Consider the following 19972-nt stretch of genomic DNA (forward strand, 5'->3'; position numbering starts at 1 on the left):
AACGAACCCCTTGGATTTGTAAAATCTACCCCTTCGTTTCAACTGGAGAACAGGGGGCGACGGGGTGCCCTGTCAAGCGTAGAACGCAGAGAAGTAGTCCCACCAGGATTCGAACTTCCGGGAGTTACCTCCCGACGTTCGAATCGCGAGACCAGTATAGTCCCACCAGGATTCGAACCTGGGTCGTTGCCCCCAGAAGGCAACAGGATTGGCCACTACCCCATGGGACTTCGCATCATCTCGTAATTCGCGGGTATTTGTAAACGTTGCGTGTCTGGAGAGCCGTGTCATTCGTTCGCAGTCGGTCGGATAGACGTGCATAAACCGCCACCTATTTGCCCTCGTTCTATCCATTGTCGTGTATGTACGTCGGACGATTCGTCGTCGTCGGTCCCGGAATCGGTGCCTATCGCGTCTCCTCTCGGTCGTTCCCGAATCGACAGGTCGTCGAGCGAGACGGAACGCTCACGGTCGGGCCGACGCCCGACGCACCGGAGACTGACAACCCCTACATCGCTTACAACTGCGTCCGCGAAGGCGGCGACTACGTCGTCGTCGGGAACGGGTCGCAGGTCGACCCCATCGCCGAGAAACTCGACATGGGCTACACCCCACGCGACGCCCTCGCGGAGATTCTGCTCGCACTCGACTACGAGAAAGACGACTACAACACGCCGCGCATCGCTGGCGTCGTCGGCGCCGACGAGGCCTTCATCGGCATCGTCCGCAAGGACGCCCTCCTCGTCGAGGAAGTGACCGAACCGACGCTCGTCGCGACCTACGAAGAAGACGACCCGCGAGCGTTCGACCTGTCGGCCGACAGCGCCGCCGACGCCGCACGCGAACTCTACGACCACGAGTTCGAACACGCCGTCTGTGCGGCCGCCACGACGGTCGATGCGGACGTCGAGATAGCCTTCTACAACGGCGAGTAAGTCGAGACGAAGCGGTTCCGTCTTCGACCTCGGCCAGGAACTTATCAATCAAGCAACCGTATCGTGAGCCATGCGTCTGGGCGTCATCTCTGACGTGCACGGAAATCTCCCTGCACTCGACTCCGTACTGTCGGACATGCCACCGGTCGAAGAGGTCGTCTGTGCCGGCGACGTCGTCGGCTACAACCCGTGGCCCGAAGCGTGTGTCAGTGAACTCGTGGAACGCGACATCCCGACCGTCTCCGGAAACCACGACCGGGCGGTCACCGCTGGGACTGGTTTTCGGTTCAACAGTCTCGCCGCTGCAGGTGTCGACTTCGCCCGCGAAGAGCTCTCGCCGTCGTCGCTCGACTGGCTCACGTCGCTTCCGGAGACCAAAACGACCGCCGACGGACGCGTCAAACTCGTCCACGGCCACCCCGACGACCCAGACCGGTACACCTACCCCGAGGAGTTCTCACCGTCCCTCCTCTCAGGTGAAGACCTGCTCGTGATGGGCCACACACACGTCCAAGGTCACGAAATCTACGACGAGGGCATCGTGTTGAATCCGGGGAGCGTCGGCCAACCTCGTGACGGAGACCCCAGGGCGGCCTACGCCGTCGTCGACCTCGACGCGATGACGGTCGACGAACGCCGCGTCAGATACGATATCGACCGCGTGGCAGAACGGGTCACCGAGGTCGGACTGCCCGAACGAATCGGGAGTCGTCTCTACGAAGGTCGATAGCAAAAACAGAAGACTCGACGCCGACGAGAGAAAACACAAGACGCGACGCCGGTTTCCGACTCAGTTCGAGACGGGTCGGAGTTTCGCCGAGAAGTGCCGGAGTTCCTTCATCGGCGGTTCTTCGACGATTTCGAGGCCGTCGTACTCGTGGGCCGTCTCCATCACCTTCGCCGCCGTCTCCGCGATGTGTTCGAGGTGTTCGCGACTGTAGGTCCGCCGTGGGAGTGCGAGACGGACGAGGTCCGGGCGGTCGGTTCCGGGGAAGGCGAATCCACCGAGTTCGACGCCGCGGACGCCTCCTTCCCGGTAGAGTGCGCAGACGAGTTCCTGTCCTGGATACTGTTCTTTCGGAACGTGCGGGAACATCTCGCCCGCGTCGAGGTAGACGGCGTGCCCACCGGTCGGGAGGTAGACGGGGACGTCTTCTTCAGAGAGGAGGTCACCGAGTTCGGCCACCTGTTCGACTCGGTCGGAGACGTACGGCGGCGTGACTGCCTCACGAAGGCCGACGGCCATCGCCTCGATGTCGCGTCCCGAAAGTCCGCCGTAGGTGGGGAACCCTTCGAAGAGAATCGCCCGCTGTTTCGCGTGTTCGAAGGTGGTCTCGTCACGCATGGCGGTGAACCCGCCGATGTTGACGAGGGCGTCTTTCTTGCCGGACATCGTGATGGCGTCGGCGTGGGCGAACTGCTCGCGGGCGATTTCGGCAACCGTCCAGTCTTCGTAGCCTGCTTCGTTCTCCTTGATGAAGTGGGCGTTCTCTGCGAATCGGCAGGCGTCGATGACGAACAAGGCGTCGATGTCTTTGGCGAACTCGGCGACGGCGCGGATGTTCGCCATCGAGACGGGTTGGCCGGCGACGGAGTTGTTCGTAATCGTCTGGACGACCACCGGAATCGCGTCTGCACCGACGTCTTCGACGAGTGCGTATCCCGCGTCGATGTCGAAGTTGCCCTTGAACTTCTCGTTCGAGTTCGGGTCGCGGGCGGCGGGCGACGGGCAGTCGACGGGTTCTGCCCCCTGATTGACGACGTGCGCTCGCGTCGTATCGAAGTGGGAGTTGTTCGGGACGACGTCGCCCGCTTCGAGGAGGACGCCGTAGAGGACGTTCTCCGCGCCACGGCCTTGGTGGGTCGGGATGACGTACTCGAATCCCATCACGTCGCGGACGGACTCTGCGAGTCTCGCGAACGACTCGCTGCCGGCGTAGGCCTCGTCACCACGAATCATCGCGGCCCACTGCTCGGCAGACATGGTTCCGGTTCCGGAGTCGGTCAGTAAGTCGATGTAGACGTCGCGAGCGTCGAGATTGAAGACGTTGTACCCGGCCCGTTCGAGGGCGGCCTCTCGCTCCGCACGAGAGGGGAGTTCGATGGGTTCGACCATCTTTGCCTTGTACGATCGCATACCCAGAGACACACGTGGAACCCTGAAGAATACTGTAGGCGGAAAAACGCGGGACTGCGAGCGTTTCTCGTCGTTCGTGGACGAGAGTGTACATCGGTGTGTTCAGCGGTGTGATACGCTCTGAAACGGGTGGGAGCGGCCTGGAGGAAGAGAGGAGGAACCGAGACTACCGAAACTACCTCGGCGAGCGACCGCTCGACAGCTTAGAACTCGCCCTGAATGATTTTGAGCGTCTCTTCGCGGTCGTCCCACGCGATGAAGATGGCGACAGACGTCGCGGACGTGATGGCGTCGTGGACGTTGATACCGGCGTCGGCAAGCGGTTGGACGATGTCGAGGATGACGCCCGGTCGGTTCGGAAGTTCGCCACCGGTGACGCGGATGACGGCGATGTCGTCTTCGACGGTGACAGACGAGAGCGCCTCGTCGGTGACGACTCGGTCGTGAAGGACCGCCTCGGCCTGATTTGCGTCTTCTTCGAGGACGTAGAACGTGATAGAGTCCATCCCCGAAGCGACCGAATCCACGTTGATATCTTCTTCCCAGAGGGCAGTCGAGAGGTCCGCGAGGATGCCCGGTCGGTTCCGAATCGCTCGGCCCGCGACGGTGAGACAGGCGAGCGGTTCTTCCTGCATGTCGATGAGGTTGTGGAACTCGCCTTCGATGAGTGTTCCACCGGTGAGTAAGTCGCCGTGTTGGTAGTGGACGACGCGAACGTCGAGGGCTTCGTCCTTGTACGACAGCGCCGAGGGGGCGACGACTTCTGCGCCACGGAACGAGAGGTTTCGGAGCTCGTCGACGGTGATACGACCGACGTTGCGCGCGCCTTCGACCACGCGCGGGTCGCCCGTCATGACACCCTCGACGTCGGTCACGATGACGACTTCGTCGGCGTCCATGTACTTGCCGAGCATGACCGCGGAGGTGTCCGAGCCACCGCGGCCGAGCGTCGTAACCTCGCCGTCTATCGTCTGTGCGAGGAATCCCGTGATGACCGGGACGACGCCGTCCAACTCCTCGGCGAGTTTCTCGGCGCGACGCTGGGTCTCTTCGACGTCGACTTCGCCCAGTTCGTTCGTGATGACCGGCCAGTCGTCTGACCCAGGTTCGAGGAACAGCGCGTCGACGCCGCGGGCCGAGAGGGCCGCTTTCAGCATCCGGACGCTCGTCCGTTCGCCCATCGAGACGATTTCGGCCCGGTCTTTGTCGTCGGCTTCGAACTTGATTTCGTCCAGCAAGTCGTCGGTCGTCGAACCCATCGCGGAGGCGACGACGGCTATCTCGTGGCCTTTCTCGACTGCTGCAGCGATGGAGTCTGCGGCGCGGTTGATTCGGTCACCACTCCCGAGAGAAGTGCCGCCGAACTTTGCGACTACGCGCATCGTCCCTCCGATACGAGTCGATTCGACGGTTGGTGCTCAATCATGCGAGGGGCTAACGCGGGGGCACGTATAACTATGTCCTCTTTTTCAACCGTTGCCGACTTCCCCAAATCCGACGACGAGAAGGGTCCTCTCGGTCGTCTCGCGGTGCGGAGGTTTATCAACGATGGAGCGGAACGGTCAGCCATGGAAGTCAGAGACGCCGTCGATTCGGACGCCGAGGCACTCGCCGCCGTCGCCAACGCGCCGACGCGAGCGATGCGTCGGTTGATACGCGACCGGACCGTCCGGGTCGCGACGGCCGACACCGGTGTCGACCCCAACGTGGACGCACCGGCGGCGGACGAACCGATTCTCGGCTTCGTCGGCTTCGACGTTCGAGACGGCGTCGTCCACGTCACTCGACTCGACGGGACGGAAGACGCGACACGTCGTCTCCTCGAAGAACCACTCCGGTTCGGGAGCGCCGAGGGACTGCCAGTCGAGGTCCTCGTCGTCGAGTCCGAACCGTCGCTTCGGGCCGCGGTGGAATACGCCGGCTTCGAGCGAGTCGGGCCAGGACCGCGGTTCGACGGCTATCCGACGATTCGGTACCGCCTCACCGAGACGGCCTAACGGACCGTCGAACGACCTACTGGGCCGTCTTCGAGAGTCACTCGGATAGACGACGTCGAGACGACAGAGATATTCACTCCGAAACGGGTGAAAACAGCGTTTTCGAGTGGAAACGAAGGGGTTCGGGAGGTCGTGTGGAACCGACTCGGTCAGGAGAACTTCCTGACCGTCATGTCCAACGTGTCGAGGTCGACGATGGGCGCATAGCCCGAGTCGGGGTCGATGTTGACGGACTTCTGGAAGTCGGTCTGGGACTGCCAGCACCCAGAGTTGACTGCGAGGACGTTGTGGTACTTGCCCCAACCGAGTTTGTGGACGTGGCCAGTGTGGAAGATGTCCGGTACGTCTTCCATGACGAGATAGTCGAGTTTCTCGGGAGCGAGGCGCGTGTGCCCACCGAACTGCGGCGCGACGTGACGCTTTTTGAGTAACTGGTACATCGCCTTGTGCGGTTCGTCGTAACTCGCTTTCTCTGCGGGGAGTTCTGCGATGACCTCGTCGAGCGAGACGCCGTGATACATGAGTATGTTGACGCCTTCGAGCGTGACCATCGAAGGGTTACTCGTAATCGTGGCGTCGTGGGCCGACATGATGTCGCGGAGGTTGTCGTCGAATCCGGGTTGCGGTTCTGCGAGGCGAACCGCGTCGTGGTTACCCGGAATCATCACGATATCGAGGTCACCGGGAACCGATTTGAGGTGTTCCGAGAACGCCCGATACTGGTCGTAGATGTCGATGACGTCGAGTTCTTCGTCCTGGTTGGGGTAGACGCCGACGCCTTCGACCATGTCGCCGGCGATGAGGAGATACTCGATGTTCTCGGCTTCTGCTGTGTGAAGCCACTCGGCGAACCGGTTCCACGCGCCTTCCATGAACTCCTGACTGCCGACGTGGACGTCCGAGATGAGCGCCGCCTGCACGTGACGGTCTGCAGTGTTCGGCCTGTGACCCCGTGGAACGTCCGGGAAGTGCATCGAGTCGACGAAGAGGATACCCGCGTCACCCGAGAGCGTCCCTTGCACTGCGATGCACTCGTCTAAGAGGAGTTCGTCGACGTACGACGCGATGTCTTTGTCCTTCATCACGAGACACGGGAACGTTCCAGTCGTGTCTTCGAGGTCGATGATCCAGTGCCCACTCTTGGTCGAGCGAACGTCGTCGACGAGGCCGATAAGTTCGGCGTCCTCCCCACCGGACATCTTGGAGATGGCTTTCGCCGGGCGGTGATTGACCCGACCACGAAGCATCTTCGAGAGTTTCTCGTACCGGTCGCGGAACACCTTCACGAAATCGTCGTACTCGCCAGTCCCGGTCGATTGACCGGTCATGTCGTTCGCGATTTCGAGCGAGCGAAGCGAGCGGTCTGTGTTCCGACCGTTCGTCACCCCCTCTGTTTCAGGTGGAGTTGACTCGGAGACATGTTCATCGACGTCGCCCGGTGTTGCAGCGGAAACAGAGGGGTCAGTGGTGACCGAATCGGTCGGTGATTCGGTCCCCGGAGGGTCCGCCGCGGGTGCAGACGCGAGCACCGCGCGGACGTGGTCAGTAGTGATACGGAGCGTATCGTCCGGAACCGAGTCCACGACTCGAGCGAGTGTCACGCCTGGCTCTTCGGACCCAGCGATGAGCGTCACGGCCTCGCGTTCAGCGTTGTAGCCACGACTGACGAGTGCTCGAACGATACGCGCCGGCGTCTCCAGTGGCACAGGCCGAAATCGGCGGAGGGAAGCAAAAAGGATGCCGAAACCCAGAACGTTGAAACCCGGTCCGGGTAAACTGGGAGTGATGAGCGCCGACGACGACCGCCCGCCCCTCCGCGACTCCACGAGCGGTCCCGACCCCGACGAGGGAATTCTCGAACGACTTCGGACGGCGGACGAGGGCCCACTTCTCTTCATCCGAGAGGCGTTGGCCAGCGCACTCGCGGTGGTAGCAGTCGGCTTGCTCCTGTTTGCTATCAGCGGCGTGTGGCCACCGATGGTCGCCGTCGAGAGCGGGAGCATGGAACCACACATGCACAAAGGTGACCTCGTGTTCATCACGGGGCCCGAGCGCTACGCACCAGACGCTGCCGTCCCCGGAACCTCCGTCGTTACCGCCGAAACCGGTGCTCTCGGAAACTATCGGACGTTCGGTGACTACGGGAACGTCATCGTCTACGACAATCCGGGTGTCGGCGGTCCACCCATCATCCATCGGTCCATGCTCTGGGTCGAAGCGGGAGAAAACTGGTACGACCGGGCCAACCCCGACTACATGTCGGCAGACAACTGCGAGGAACTCGCCCACTGCCCAGCACCCTACGACGGGTTCATCACCAAAGGTGACAACAACCTCCGCTACGACCAGGTGACCGGTATCAGCGAACCGGTTCGACCCGAGTGGGTACAGGGCGTCGCCCGCATCCGCATCCCGTTCCTCGGGTGGGTCCGTCTGACACTCGCGAGTACGATGGCGACGACGGCACCCGTCTCACCGGTTCCAGTTCCAGTCGAAGACGTGTGGGTGACGGTCGAGCAGACGACAGACTCGCTCGAACGAGCACCGTCGCCCGTTGGACCAACTGGCCCGACGCAGGTCACACAGCAGTCGCTGGCGGCCTGAAGCGGCTGAAAAATTCTTCTCGGTACTCCGGAACTCGATGGGTAGTGGAACTCCGGAACTCGCCGGGTAGTGGAACTCCGGAACTCGCCGGGTAGTGGAACTCCGGAACTCCGGAACTCGCCGGTTAGTTGTCGAACCGCGCCTGCACGAACGGTTGGGCGCTCTCTATATCTCCGAGGCGAGAGTCCGTCAGTAAGACGGCCTCCGTCTCGTCGATGGGGACCGAGAGGCTGATCTCCTTGGTTCGCCCGTAGCGACCCTTGGAGACGACGACAGCGTTGACGATGCCGAGCATGTCGAGTTCCGAGATGAGGTCGGTGACGCGACGCTGTGTGAGGACGTCGGCGTCGATCTCCTCGCAGAGGCGTTTGTAGATGTTGAACACCTCACCGGTGTTGATGTTGCGGACACCGTTCTTCTCGAGGAGGATGATGGCGAAGAGGACGATTTTCGACTGCGTCGGGAGCGTTCGAACGACTTCGACGACCCGGTCGAGTTCTATCTTGTCCTGTGCCTGCCGAACGTGCGCTTCTTCGACGGTGTCGGCTTGCCCGCGTTCCGCGAGTTCGCCGGCAGTTCGGAGTAAGTCGAGCGCGCGACGAGCGTCACCGTGTTCCTGAGCAGCGAACGCAGCACACAGTGGGATGACGTCGTCGGTCAGCGCGCCGCCTTTGAACGCCACGTCGGCGCGGTGTTGGAGGATATCTCGAAGTTGGTTCGCGTCGTACGGCGGGAAGACGATCTCCTCTTCACCGAGACTCGACTTGACCCTGGGGTCGAGGAAGTCTGTGAACTTCAGGTCGTTCGAGATACCCATGATGGAGATACGAGAGTTCTCGAGTTCGGAGTTCATCCGCGAGAGGTTGTAGAGCGTGTCGTCGCCGGATTTCTCGACGAGTTTGTCGATCTCGTCGAGCATGATGACGACCACGCGTTCTTTGTAATCGACGGCGTCGAAGAACGTCGTATAGACGCGGTCTGTCGGCCACCCCGTCATCGGGACCGTCTCCATCTCCTCTGCGTCCTCGGAGAGTTCTTCGGCGCGTTCGTCTATCTCGGCAATCGAATCGTAGGGCGTGTCTTCGAGTGCGTTCGGGTCCTCTGTCGCCCGCGTCCGCATCTCGTCTAGCCGGTCGAGTTCCGACTCGATTCGTTCGAAGTTCTTCTCGATGAACTTGTTCGCGAGTTGCGCGAGGACGCGATACTGCGTGTCCGTCACCTCGCAGTTGATGTACTCGACTTCACACGGAACGTCGTACTTCTGCGACGTCGATTCCAGTTCTTGGCTGACGAACTTCGCACTCGCGGTTTTCCCGGTCCCGGTCTTCCCGTAGATGAGGATGTTCGAGGGCGTCTCACCTCGGAGCGCCGAGACGAGAATCGTCGCCATCTGATTGATTTGGTCTGTACGATGAGGGAGTTCGTGTGGCGTGTACGACGGGCGAAGGACCTCTTTGTTCTCGAAGATCGGTTCTCCGGCGAGTAAGTCGTCGAAGAGGCCTTTCGACCCCTCGTCGTCGTTCAAGACGACCTTGTCGAGGCCGACGTCCGGGTCTTTGTGTTGGTCGACGCCACCGGACTGTGTCCGGTTGCCTGCCGAGGTTTCCTCGGCAACGTCACCAGACGACGTCTGACTGCCCGACGAGCTATCCTCGTCGACGTCGTCGTCGGGGACTTCGGCGTCGGGGCCGATGCTCGCCTGGATATCGATATCCTCGGCGGATACCTCGGTCGCTGACTCGTCAGAGTGAGCGTCCGTGTCCTGCGCCGAACGGTCCACCTGTTCCTGCCGATTGTCACCTCGTGGTGTTTCGTCCTCCTCCATCGTGTGTTCCCCCTCATTTCAAGTGGAATGCCCGCCCAAAACGGCTCATATAGAGTGTGAGACCGGAGAAAACCGGTGTCTACTCTGAAAGCCACAGTAGGCGATTCCAGATGATGCAAAGGAACCAAACGAACAGTCGGTACAAAAATCTTACTTCTCCGACTCGTCAACCCGGTGAGCACCGGAAAATCGGGAGACGAGACTGATTTCGACACGAGGTCGAGTCCGCGTTCGAATCGAAGCGTTCGAGAAGAAAATCACGGGATACAACGGGTCGAACGACGACAACACCGGCAGAAAAGCCGTCAAACGGGGAGTCAGCGAAGAGTCGGCTCTCAGCGCTCTTCGGGTCAGATTTTCGTTCGACTCGAAGTGGTGGCATCGACATCGTGCGTCGACGAACTCGTGGGGGGTATGAGGGCTGTCGGTCCAGTCGTAGCCGTCGACACTCGGTTCGAGTCGTCGATACACTCGCCTCGAGTCGCCAACTGAGGTCTATTCCCCTCATCCATCTTCGAGTCGCCAACTGAGGTCTTTCCCTACATCCACCTCCCATCCATCCCCCGGCTACGTTCCACCTGCTTCCCATATCCCGACGTGAACTACTCGCCCTCTCCCGTCAGCATCGTACGACTGCTCCACTGGTCGAGTTCTGGTCGAGTCCTGGTCGAGTCCTGGTCGAGTCCTGGTCGAGTTCCTGTTCAGGTTTTACTATTCGATGTACGAACGTCGCGCGAGCTGCGAGCGCCGGCAGAAGACGAGTCGGAACCCCGAACTGCGAGAGTTTCGACGCCGTGGAGACGACCAGAGTAACGTCGTCGAACTGAACTCGTCGCGCGGTTGTCGACGTTTGGGCTGTTCCGACTCGAAAAATTGGCGGCCGTCACCCCTTCGTTTCGTGTGGAGACGGCGAAACCACTCGATTAGATAATTCAGCAGGGAGAGAGTGTGTCTCGGCAGAATGACCCCTTCGTTTCCCGTGGGGATAACTGCCGAATCTCCAGTTCGACGGGAAACCCCTGGGTCGCGATTGCCCCACACCCCTTCGTTTCGATTGGAGACGAGAACAAGGGTGGTGGGGGTCTCGGGTGGTTCTAGAAGCGGGTGGTTTTATTACACGGCGTCTGCTACCATACCCGTAGTAGAGAAAAAGCGGTTATTATTGGTGGTGTTGGATATAGAATTAACATCCAACCGCCGTCTAGCGGTTCCCCCCGACCCACCCTCTCGGGCCGTTCCACCTGAAACGAAGGGGTGGGGGTGTCCGCCCCGATCGTTTCGTGTCCATCGTCACCGTGGAACGGGGTGTCCTACCAGGTACGTCTCGAGTCCCCCGTCTCAGACTCGGTCTCACACTCAGTACACTCAGTACAGGGAGTGTAACACAGAGAACTCAGCTGTCAAAAGAGACTCAGCCCCGATGCGGCCTTCACGTGTACACGGAAACAAGAACTTCCTAGGCACTCGAATTACCGGACGCAACATACTCTCACTCCCCCACGATAGAGGACAGGGAGATTTCGTGGGCTTCGAGTCGAGACGGCAGGGAACTCGGTTGAACACATCATATCTGAAACTTGACTAGTGTCTGACGTAGTGCTTAAGTGAGTCCGGTTGGGTGATACCTCCATACGCCCTCCACGACGAGTTCGGGAGGAGCGGGAGGCCCAGGATGGGACTGCTCACAGATCTAAGAGACAGCATCTCACGAGTCGTCGACCGGCTCTTTTCGGAGAGCGAGCCGAAGCGGATCGGTATTTATGGCCCGCCCAACGCCGGGAAGACGACTCTCGCAAACCGTATCGCCCGTGATTGGACCGGTGACGCAATCGGTCCCGAGAGCCACATCCCCCACGAGACCCGTCGCGCACGACGGAAGGAGAACGTCGAAATCGAACGGGATGGCAAGAAAGTCACCATCGACATCGTCGACACGCCCGGTGTCACGACGAAAGTCGACTACAAAGAGTTCCTCGAACACGACATGGAGAAAGACGACGCCGTTCGTCGCTCCCGTGAGGCGACCGAAGGTGTCGCCGAAGCCATGCACTGGCTTCGTGAGGACGTCGATGGTGTCATCTACGTACTCGACAGCACGAAAGACCCAATCTCGCAGGTCAACACGATGCTCATCGGAATCATCGAGAGCCAAGACCTGCCGGTGCTCATCTTCGCCAACAAGATCGACCTCGAAGAGTCGAACGTCGAGCGTATCGCAAACGCGTATCCGCAACACGAGACGGTCGAACTCTCGGCGCTCGAGGGAGAGAACATGGACGAAGTGTACGCCAAGATAGCGGAGTACTTCGCGTGATTCACCATGCCTGAAGCGACAGCCTCCGACAACGGCTCTGGCGGGGTCCAGATAGACCTCTTCAGTGGCAACCGGATGGCGAACCTCACGAGCATGGAGAAGATTCGGCTCATCCTCGATGGCGTCCGCGACGGGAACATCGTCATCCTCGAAGAAGGACTGTCACCCGACGAAGAGTCGAAACTCATCGAGGTGACGATGGCGGAAATAGCACCAGACGAGTTCAACGGCATCGAGATCGAGACGTATCCGCGCTCGCAGACCGCAGACCAGAGTTTCCTCGACCGACTCATGGGTCGGCAATCGACGCAGAAGCTGACGGTCATCGGTCCAGCGAATCAGATTCAGACGCTCCACAAAGACGAGAACCTCATCAGCGCGCTCGTCTCGCGTAAGTAGGGGGACACGAACGACAATCCACGCGCCATCCGGCGCCCACATCTATCAATGCCACATCAATGCACCACGTGCAGTAAGGTGTTCCCCGACGGTTCGAAAGAGATGCTTTCGGGGTGTCCAAACTGCGGCGGCAACAAGTTTCAGTTCAAGCCCAAATCGAGCCCAGGCGGGGTCACGGGTAGTAGTGACGACACTCCCACGCAGCGCGGTACCGGAGCGCGGGACCTGACGTCGTCTGCTGCCGACGCCGTCCGCGAACGGGCGTCACAGACGGACGCTCGTCCAGATACCGGTGACGAGGAGATGACGGTCAGCGACTGGGTCGAAACCAAAGACGAGTCGCCACCGCCGAGAGAGACCAGTACGAGCGACACCACGACTGCGCCGTCGTCGCCGTCGTCGCCGTCGACGCAATCGGCTTCCTCTACACAGTCGTCGTCGCCGTCGTCGGACGACCCGACCGGTGGCGAATCGTCGCGAGAGTGGGGTGAGTGGCCCGACACTCCGGACGAGTCGTCGCAGTCCGACCCGGCGGCTGCTTCCACTCCAGACCCCACTCGAACCGACCCGTCGGAGTCTCGCGAGTCGAAACCACACATTCGCGCACGGGAAACCGACGAGGACAACTCTCAGAAGAGCGCTCGAACCGAGGTCGTCTCACCCGAAGAACTCGCGGCCTTCGACGCGCAACACCGAGAGTCCACCGACCATCCTGAACCAGGCGTAACACCCGCCACCAGCGACGAGACGGCGACACCTCCGGAATCGACGTCAGAACCGGACACTCGACCGGACGTCGAGGGGACGACCATCGAACCGTCGTCCGACGAACGGCCGAATCTCGACGAACTCCGTGAGGAACTCAACGACCAGTTCGAGAGTATCAAGATCGTCAACCCCGGCCAGTACGAACTCAACCTCATGGAACTGTACGACCGGGACGAATACATCATCTCGCTCCGAGAAGACGGCAGATACGTCATCGAAGTGCCGGACTCGTGGGGTCCGGGTTCGCGAGAAGACTGACCTCCAGTCGTGTCGACCGACGAACGTCGACGCCGGTCTGACTCATCGACGTTCGGTTCGTCTCTTCTGATTTCCGAGTGACTCGCCTGTACACCCACCGAATGGGCACAATCGTTATATACGATTGTTGAGATTTATTATCTTGGGGAAGCGCTATGTCCAACCCGCAAACCAATACGAAGGTCGCTGAGTGGGCCGAGCTCGTCGGAGCGTCGCTCCCGGAACCGCGACCAGATGACCCTGATTTCGACGCCGTAGACGGCGCGCGGTGACGGTTGTCACCGGCGCAACGCTCGGCGGACTCTTTCACTTTCACCGTACTCTACGAACCCTTATCGGAGAGCGCGCGTAATCGCAACCGATGCCGGCCTCCGAGGACGTCGCGTACGTCGACCACCCGCTACTCGCCCCGTCGTTCATCGAGCGACGACTCTATCAGATTCGACTCGCAGGCGCTGCGCGCGACGACCACACACTCGTCTGTCTGCCTACTGGACTGGGGAAGACGACGGTCAGTCTCCTCGTCACGGCCGAGAGATTACACGACGTCGGTGGGAAGTCGCTGTTTCTCGCGCCGACGAAACCACTCGTCCAACAGCACGCCGACTTCTACCGCGAGGCGCTCGACATCCCCGACGACGATATCGTGGTCTTCACCGGCGACGTTCGTCCGGACGACAGGGCCGCACTCTGGGAGGAGGCCAAGATTATCATCGCGACACCGCAGGTCATCGAAAACGACCTCATCGGCAACCGCATCTCGCTCCGAGACGTGACGCACCTCACCTTCGACGAGTGCCACCGCGCGAGTGGTGACTACGCCTACGTCTACATCGCCGAACGGTACCACGCCGACGCGGAGAACCCACTCGTCACTGGGATGAGTGCCTCCCCCGGCGGCGACGAAGAAGCCATCCTCGAAGTGTGTGAGAACCTCGGGATTAGCGACGTCGAGGTGATGACCGAAGAAGACGCCGACGTCGACGAGTACACACACGACACGGACGTCGAGTGGAATCGTATCGAACTCCCGGACGAGATTTTAGAGATACGTGACGCCCTCAACGAAGTCATCACGGACCGGTTGGAGAAACTCAAACAGTTGGGCGTCGCCCGTTCGACCAAACCCGACGTCTCCCAGAAGGACCTCAACCGGATGCGGGCGGAGCTCCAACGCCTGATGAACGCCGACAAGTCGGACGGCTACAAGGGGATGTCCACGCACGCGGAGGTGATGAAACTCCGGCGAGCAGTCGAACTCGTCGAGACACAGTCTGTCGAATCCGTCCGCCGGTACTTCGAACGCCAGCGCAACGCGGCCCGGTCGTCGGGCGCGTCGAAGGCCAGTCAACGACTCGTCGCCGAACCGAAAGTCCGCGAGGCGATGCGGAAAGCCGAGTCGTTCGACGGCCTCCACCCGAAGTTCCGAAAGACGCGTATCCTCCTCGCAGAGACGCTCGGTATCCACGACGGCGAGCGTGTCATCGTCTTCACCGAGTCGCGCGACACCGCCGAGGCACTCACCGAGTTCCTCTCGGAGAACTTCTCTGTCCGCCGATTCGTCGGACAGGGCGACCGAGAGGGGTCCGACGGAATGTCGCAGAAAGAACAGCAGGAGACGCTCGACATGTTCCGCAACGGCGAGTTCGAAGTGCTCGTGTCGACCTCTGTTGCAGAAGAAGGGTTGGACGTGCCAGAAGTCGATTTGGTACTCTTCTTCGAACCCGTCCCGACGGCCATCCGGTCGATTCAGCGCAAGGGACGGACCGGCCGACAGGCAGATGGACGGGTCGTCGTCCTCTTGGCCGAAGACACGCGCGACGAGGCGTACTTCTGGATTTCGCGTCGGCGCGAGAAGACGATGCAACGGGAACTCCGCGAACTGAAGGGTGCTGCACCCGACATCGAGGCGGAACTCGACCACTCACAACGTGACCTGGCGTCGTTCGCAGATGGGAGTTCCACCGGAAATGAGGGGGTTGCAGGTGAGAAGACGGCCGAATCGGGTGCAGGTACGAGCGACGATTCGCCCGCGAACGAGGACGCCCCAGAAGGTGTCGCCGCCGCGAGTACCAAGAACGGCCAGTCCGGACTCGCAGACTTCGGTCCGTCCGACGAAGAGTTGGCACGAGCGGAACCCGACGACGGCGACGGTGGCGACGGCGACGGCGACGGTGACGATGACGACTCCGACGACGCTGCGAAGTTGGCCGACGACGAAGGAGGCGATTCAGCGGCCGAAACCGGAGACGACGAACAGACTGGAACCATCGCCAAAGCCGGGTCGGACGACGGCGTCGAAATCGTCGTCGACCAGCGCGAACTCGACTCCCACATCGCGCGAACGCTGTCGAAGCGCGAGGATTTGACGACTCGACTCGAAACGCTTGCCGTCGGCGACTACATCCTCTCGGACCGCGTCGCAGTCGAACGCAAGAGCGTCTCTGACTTCCTCGACACGCTCACGGGTGGCGACCGCTCGATTTTCGAGCAAGTCGCCGACCTCACCCGTCACTACGCCCGCCCGCTTCTCATCATCGAGGGCCGTGGCCTCTACGAAGAACGCAACATCCACCCCGGTGCGATTCGCGGGGCGATTTCGTCTGTCGCCGTCGACTTCGGCGTGAGCGTCCTCTTCACCGAGGACGAAGACGACACCGCGGAGATGCTCGCGACCATCGCGACGCGCGAACAGACCGACCGAGAACGGAGCGTGAGCGTCCACGGTGGCAAGAGCGCGAAGACGCTCGACGAACAACAGGAGTACGTCGTCTCTGCCATCGCCGACATCGGCCCCGTGACTGCACGGACCTTGCTGGAAGCGTTCGGCAGCGTGGAGGCGGTCATGACGGCGAACGAAGACGACCTGCAGGAAGTCCGTGGCGTCGGTAACGTCACCGCAGAACGGATTCGAGAAGTCGTCGGTTCGGAGTATCGCTGATACTCGACCGGTTCGACCCCATGGGTGCCACCTCGACGCTTTCTTCTGATTCTCCGGTCTCGACGCCCAGAACCGGCGCTAACAGTCACGATTGTTGCACGAGAAAAACCATTATGTGTCTGGCGCCCCATTTACTACTCGAACATGAGTAAGTCTTTCTCGGCCACCGACGCTCCGGCTCGACAGCGCACGTTCTACGGCGAACCACAACACGACGACAGTCACGTAGACGACCGCGACATCTTCTGTGAGGCAGAATCTCGGTCGGACGAGCGCGAGATGTACGTCCACACCACCCACTACGCCGTCGCTGACGACGACTACGCCACCGTCGACGGTGTGAACGCTGCCGTTCGCGTCGCCTAAGAAATCGAAGCGTCGGTACTGGCACGGAATCGGTGCCATACTACCGGAATCGGTACCATACTACCGGAATCGGTAGCCCGAGAAAGCAACCCGCCTCAGGGGGTTGACGCACGACAGCACCGTATCTGATTTTCCCTGGGAACCACAGTAGTGAGGTGCGCCCTTTCGTCAGGGAACGATGGTCACCGGGACGGCCTCTGCGCGAAGCACAGTCTCTGCAGCGCTCCCGAAGATTGCTCGTTCGACCGTTCCGTCCTCGTGGTGGCCCATGACGACGTGGTCGTAGCCGTGTGATTCGACCACGTCGAGAATCTCCTTACCGACTCTGTCGGCGTTCCAGACGTCGACGGTGAGGGTGGTCAGTTCTGGCTCGTCAGCGATATCGGCCGAGGCGAGTCTCACCCGCGCGTCGTCGAGAATAGCGTCTGTCGCGTCGGTCGTTTTGTTCGTGAAGTGGACGACGTGTGGCGTCCCGTCCATCTGAACGGCCATCTCGATAGCGAAGTCGAGGGCGCGCTTGCTCGCGTTCGAGCCGTCGATGGGGATGAGAATGTGCATACCGAATGGAGGGTCCGGGGAGGCGTAAGTTCTCCCACCGATTCGACTTCGGTCGTCAGGTCGAGTGGCCGATTCGAACGGTGGGCCGGACAGCAGGTTATCGGTCCAGTGCGGCGATTGCTTCGGCCGCTTCTCGTGCGGCGGCGAGGAACTCGCGCGAGCGTCGCGGGTCGTCGGTCGATTCCGCCTGGGTTGCGGCCCACGTCAGGGTCCGAACGAGCGATTCACGCGCACTCGAAACACCGTCAGGTGCGGTCTGACGGCCCGGCGAACGGAGTTCGTCGACGCCACCAGCCTGTGTCCGGTTGCCTGCCGGAGTTCCTCCGGCAACGTCGACGGACTCGGTCTCGACGGGTCGGGCCGTGGGTGCGGCGGCGCTCGATTGCTCGTTCCCGGTCTGCGACACGGCGGACTCGTTCGACGGTGCCGGACTCTCTGTCGGTTGTTGGTCGCTGGTCGTTCCCTCTCCGGCGGCGGGCGTCGCTTCCGCCTGCGCGACTGCTTCGGCGGCGTCTTCGGCGTCTGCGTCGGCGCTCGCGGCGGCCTGCCCTTGCGTCTGACACGTCGGACAGAACTCCTGACCGTTGTATCGGAAGATGGGGTCTCCACACTGGTCGCAGTGTTTGTTCGTCATCGTCGCCCCCTTCAGAAGCAACTCGCTCATGCGCTGTGTGGACTGTCGTTTCCGCTCGTCGCGCTCGTACTTCTCCCGAAGTTTCTGCCGTTCGGCCTCCTTGTCGAACTCGCTCATGTGGGGGTGGACGCCGTGTACGTCGAAAAACCCCACGGCGTTCGGTGACGACGATAGACATTCGACAGCTGTCGAATGACGAATCGACAGACAGCGCCACGGTGTTCGTTCCGAAACGTTTACTCGGAATCCAGAGCCACGTTAGTGTGGTATGACGAAAGTTAGCGTGATTGGCGCGGCTGGCACTGTCGGCGCTGCGGCTGGATACAACCTCGCACTTCGTGATGTCTGTGACGAACTCGTCTTCGTAGACATCCCGAAGATGGAAGACAAGACGGTCGGACAGGCGGCCGACACGAACCACGGTATCGCCTACGACTCTAACACGGTCGTGACGCAGGGTGGCTACGAAGACACCGCAGGCTCCGACGTCGTCGTCATCACGGCGGGGATTCCGCGTCAACCCGGTCAGACGCGTATCGACCTCGCGGGCGACAACGCACCCATCATGGACGACATCGGCTCTTCGCTGGCTGAGTACAACGACGACTTCGTCTCGATTACGACGTCGAACCCCGTCGACCTGCTCAACCGGCACCTCTACGAGACGGGCGACCGCGACCGCCACAAAGTCATCGGCTTCGGTGGCCGTCTCGACTCCGCACGCTTCCGCTACGTCCTGAGCCAGCGCTTCGACGCGCCGGTCAAGAACGTCGACGCGACCATCCTCGGCGAACACGGCGACGCGCAGGTCCCCGTCTTCTCGAAGGTCCGCGTCGACGGCAACGACCCCGCGTTCTCCGCCGACGAGAAAGACGAGATTCTCGGCGACCTCAAGGAGTCCGCCATGGACGTCATCGAGCGCAAGGGCGCGACCCAGTGGGGTCCGGCGACGGGCGTCGCGCACATGGTCGAAGCAGTCCTGCACGACACCGGCGAAGTGCTCCCCGGTTCGCTCGTCTTAGACGGCGAGTACGGCTACGAGGATACCGCCTTCGGCGTCCCCGTCAAACTCGGCTCCAACGGCATCGAAGAGGTCGTCGAGTGGGACCTCGACGACTACGAGGCCGACCTCATGGACGACGCCGCAGAGAAACTCCGCGACCAGTACAACAAAATCGCGTAAACCGGTCTGGTTCGCGACGACCCGACTTTTTGCAGTCGATGCGTCTCTACACCCGCTGAGACACGTGTCTCTGCCGAGCCAACCGTTTTCTTCTCGTCGCGCGATAATTCACGTATGGCTACCGTTGAAGACGCGCCGACGGAACCGAACGCGGCTGCCGAGCCGTTCGAACCACGTCGCGTCTTCGTCTTCCTCCTCGTCGCCTTCGGACTCGCGGGTGCGACTGCGCTGGTCGTCTTCGCAACTGGTGGGTTGACCAACTCGCCGCAGGTCGCGTTCGGCCTTCCGCTGTGGTTGGTCCTCGTCAGCACGTTCTACATGTTTTCGCCGGCCGTCGCGAACGTCGTCACTCGAGTCGTCACCGGCGAGGGGTGGGCGAACATGCGACTTCGCCCCGCGTTCCGGTCGAACGGCAGGACCTACCTCCTCGCGTGGCTCGCCCCCGGTTTCTTCATCGCAATCGGTGCGGCGGTGTTCTTCGTGCTCTTTCCGGTGTACTTCGACCCCGACGCGACAGCACTCCGTGGGGTTCTCCCGGCGGGCACGTCGTTCGAACTCGTCGTCGTCGCGCAAATCGTACAGGCGCTCGTCCTCGGTGCGACGGTGAACACGTTCTTCGCGTTCGGTGAGGAGTTCGGCTGGCGGGCGTACCTCCTGCAGAAACTCCTGCCGCTTGGGCCTCGTCGGGCCCTTCTCGTTCTGGGCGTCGTCTGGGGAGCGTGGCACTGGCCACTCATCGCACTGGGCTACAACTACGGATTCGACTACCCTGGCGCACCGTGGACTGGGTTTCTGGCGATGGTCTGGATGACGACGATGTTCGGGGTGTTCCTCGCCTGGGTCGCGCTTCGTGCGGACTCGGTGTGGCCGCCAGCACTCGCCCACGGGATGTTCAACGCCTTCGGGAGCCTCGGGGTTATCTTCGCGACGGCTGGCGCGCCGTCGTTACTCGGTCCCGCTGCTGTCGGTGTTGTGGCCGTCGTCCCGTGGGTCGTCGTCGCCGCGTTGCTCGTGCTTCGCTCGCCAGTGTTCGAGACGTAACGTAACCGGCAG

Annotated in this window: 17 protein-coding genes and 1 tRNA gene; 11 read left to right on the top strand and 7 right to left on the bottom strand. The window is 61.4% G+C overall.

The window, feature by feature from the left end; all coding sequences use genetic code 11:
• Positions 1 to 157: 157 nt before the first annotated feature.
• Positions 158 to 230: transfer RNA gene (locus GJR99_RS09240), tRNA-Gln, on the bottom strand.
• Positions 231 to 362: 132 nt separating this feature from the next.
• Between GJR99_RS09240 and GJR99_RS09245 the strand changes: the two genes are divergently transcribed.
• Positions 363 to 935, top strand: a complete 573-nt coding sequence (locus tag GJR99_RS09245; protein WP_151111438.1) for an IMP cyclohydrolase — start codon at positions 363 to 365, stop codon at positions 933 to 935.
• 70 nt (positions 936 to 1005) lie between these two features.
• Positions 1006 to 1665 carry a metallophosphoesterase family protein gene (locus tag GJR99_RS09250; RefSeq protein WP_151111440.1) on the top strand — a complete coding sequence of 220 codons (660 nt, stop codon included), beginning with the start codon at positions 1006 to 1008 and terminating at the stop codon, positions 1663 to 1665.
• Between the two features lie 60 nt (positions 1666 to 1725).
• Here GJR99_RS09250 and GJR99_RS09255 read toward each other — a convergent pair whose 3' ends face one another.
• Together GJR99_RS09255 and GJR99_RS09260 are read right to left on the bottom strand one after the other, a co-directional pair.
• Entirely contained in the window at positions 1726 to 3072 is a 1347-nt protein-coding gene (locus GJR99_RS09255; protein ID WP_151111442.1) for a tryptophanase, read from the bottom strand.
• Between the two features lie 203 nt (positions 3073 to 3275).
• Entirely contained in the window at positions 3276 to 4454 is a 1179-nt protein-coding gene (locus tag GJR99_RS09260; protein WP_151111444.1) for an aspartate kinase, read from the bottom strand.
• A 186-nt stretch (positions 4455 to 4640) separates the two neighbouring features.
• On the opposite strand from GJR99_RS09260, the gene GJR99_RS09265 reads away from it, so the two are divergent.
• On the top strand, positions 4641 to 5069 hold the full coding sequence (locus GJR99_RS09265; protein ID WP_151111446.1) for a hypothetical protein: 429 nt from the start codon (positions 4641 to 4643) through the stop codon (positions 5067 to 5069).
• 149 nt (positions 5070 to 5218) lie between these two features.
• On the opposite strand, the gene GJR99_RS09270 is transcribed toward GJR99_RS09265, so the two are convergent.
• A complete protein-coding gene (locus GJR99_RS09270; protein WP_151111448.1) occupies positions 5219 to 6775 on the bottom strand; it encodes a DNA-directed DNA polymerase II small subunit in 1557 nt (518 codons plus the stop codon).
• Between the two features lie 145 nt (positions 6776 to 6920).
• On the opposite strand from GJR99_RS09270, the gene GJR99_RS09275 reads away from it, so the two are divergent.
• Positions 6921 to 7673, top strand: coding sequence for a S26 family signal peptidase (locus tag GJR99_RS09275; RefSeq protein ID WP_225317660.1), 753 nt, complete (start codon positions 6921 to 6923; stop codon positions 7671 to 7673).
• Positions 7674 to 7797: 124 nt separating this feature from the next.
• Here GJR99_RS09275 and GJR99_RS09280 read toward each other — a convergent pair whose 3' ends face one another.
• Positions 7798 to 9498 carry a Cdc6/Cdc18 family protein gene (locus GJR99_RS09280; protein ID WP_151111450.1) on the bottom strand — a complete coding sequence of 567 codons (1701 nt, stop codon included), beginning with the start codon at positions 9496 to 9498 and terminating at the stop codon, positions 7798 to 7800.
• 1672 nt (positions 9499 to 11170) lie between these two features.
• On the opposite strand from GJR99_RS09280, the gene GJR99_RS09285 reads away from it, so the two are divergent.
• From GJR99_RS09285 to GJR99_RS09305, 5 genes are all read left to right on the top strand, one after another.
• The gene (locus GJR99_RS09285; protein WP_151111452.1) at positions 11171 to 11812 is read left to right on the top strand and encodes an Era-like GTP-binding protein; all 642 of its coding nucleotides are present in this window, start codon (positions 11171 to 11173) and stop codon (positions 11810 to 11812) included.
• 6 nt (positions 11813 to 11818) lie between these two features.
• Positions 11819 to 12211, top strand: coding sequence for a DUF2073 domain-containing protein (locus GJR99_RS09290; protein ID WP_151111454.1), 393 nt, complete (start codon positions 11819 to 11821; stop codon positions 12209 to 12211).
• Between the two features lie 48 nt (positions 12212 to 12259).
• On the top strand, positions 12260 to 13237 hold the full coding sequence (locus tag GJR99_RS09295) for an OapC/ArvC family zinc-ribbon domain-containing protein (RefSeq protein WP_151111456.1): 978 nt from the start codon (positions 12260 to 12262) through the stop codon (positions 13235 to 13237).
• 361 nt (positions 13238 to 13598) lie between these two features.
• Positions 13599 to 16178: a DEAD/DEAH box helicase gene (locus GJR99_RS09300; RefSeq protein ID WP_151111458.1), complete on the top strand. Its 2580-nt coding sequence runs from the start codon at positions 13599 to 13601 to the stop codon at positions 16176 to 16178.
• Positions 16179 to 16322: 144 nt separating this feature from the next.
• Positions 16323 to 16544: a hypothetical protein gene (locus tag GJR99_RS09305; protein WP_151111459.1), complete on the top strand. Its 222-nt coding sequence runs from the start codon at positions 16323 to 16325 to the stop codon at positions 16542 to 16544.
• 168 nt (positions 16545 to 16712) lie between these two features.
• Here GJR99_RS09305 and GJR99_RS09310 read toward each other — a convergent pair whose 3' ends face one another.
• Both GJR99_RS09310 and GJR99_RS09315 read right to left on the bottom strand, forming a co-directional pair.
• Positions 16713 to 17102 (bottom strand): universal stress protein, encoded by a 390-nt coding sequence (locus GJR99_RS09310; protein WP_151111460.1) that lies wholly within the window; start codon positions 17100 to 17102, stop codon positions 16713 to 16715.
• A gap of 97 nt (positions 17103 to 17199) precedes the next feature.
• Positions 17200 to 17853, bottom strand: coding sequence for an Sjogren's syndrome/scleroderma autoantigen 1 family protein (locus tag GJR99_RS09315; protein ID WP_151111462.1), 654 nt, complete (start codon positions 17851 to 17853; stop codon positions 17200 to 17202).
• 151 nt (positions 17854 to 18004) lie between these two features.
• Here GJR99_RS09315 and mdh point away from each other — a divergent pair, with 151 nt between their 5' ends.
• A complete protein-coding gene (gene mdh / locus GJR99_RS09320) occupies positions 18005 to 18919 on the top strand; it encodes a malate dehydrogenase (protein WP_151111464.1) in 915 nt (304 codons plus the stop codon).
• Between the two features lie 114 nt (positions 18920 to 19033).
• On the top strand, positions 19034 to 19960 hold the full coding sequence (locus GJR99_RS09325) for a CPBP family intramembrane glutamic endopeptidase (RefSeq protein WP_151111470.1): 927 nt from the start codon (positions 19034 to 19036) through the stop codon (positions 19958 to 19960).
• The last annotated feature ends 12 nt before the right edge of the window (positions 19961 to 19972 follow it).

The sequence above is a fragment of the Haloferax marinum genome (assembly GCF_009674625.1).
GTDB classification, from domain to species: domain Archaea; phylum Halobacteriota; class Halobacteria; order Halobacteriales; family Haloferacaceae; genus Haloferax; species Haloferax marinum.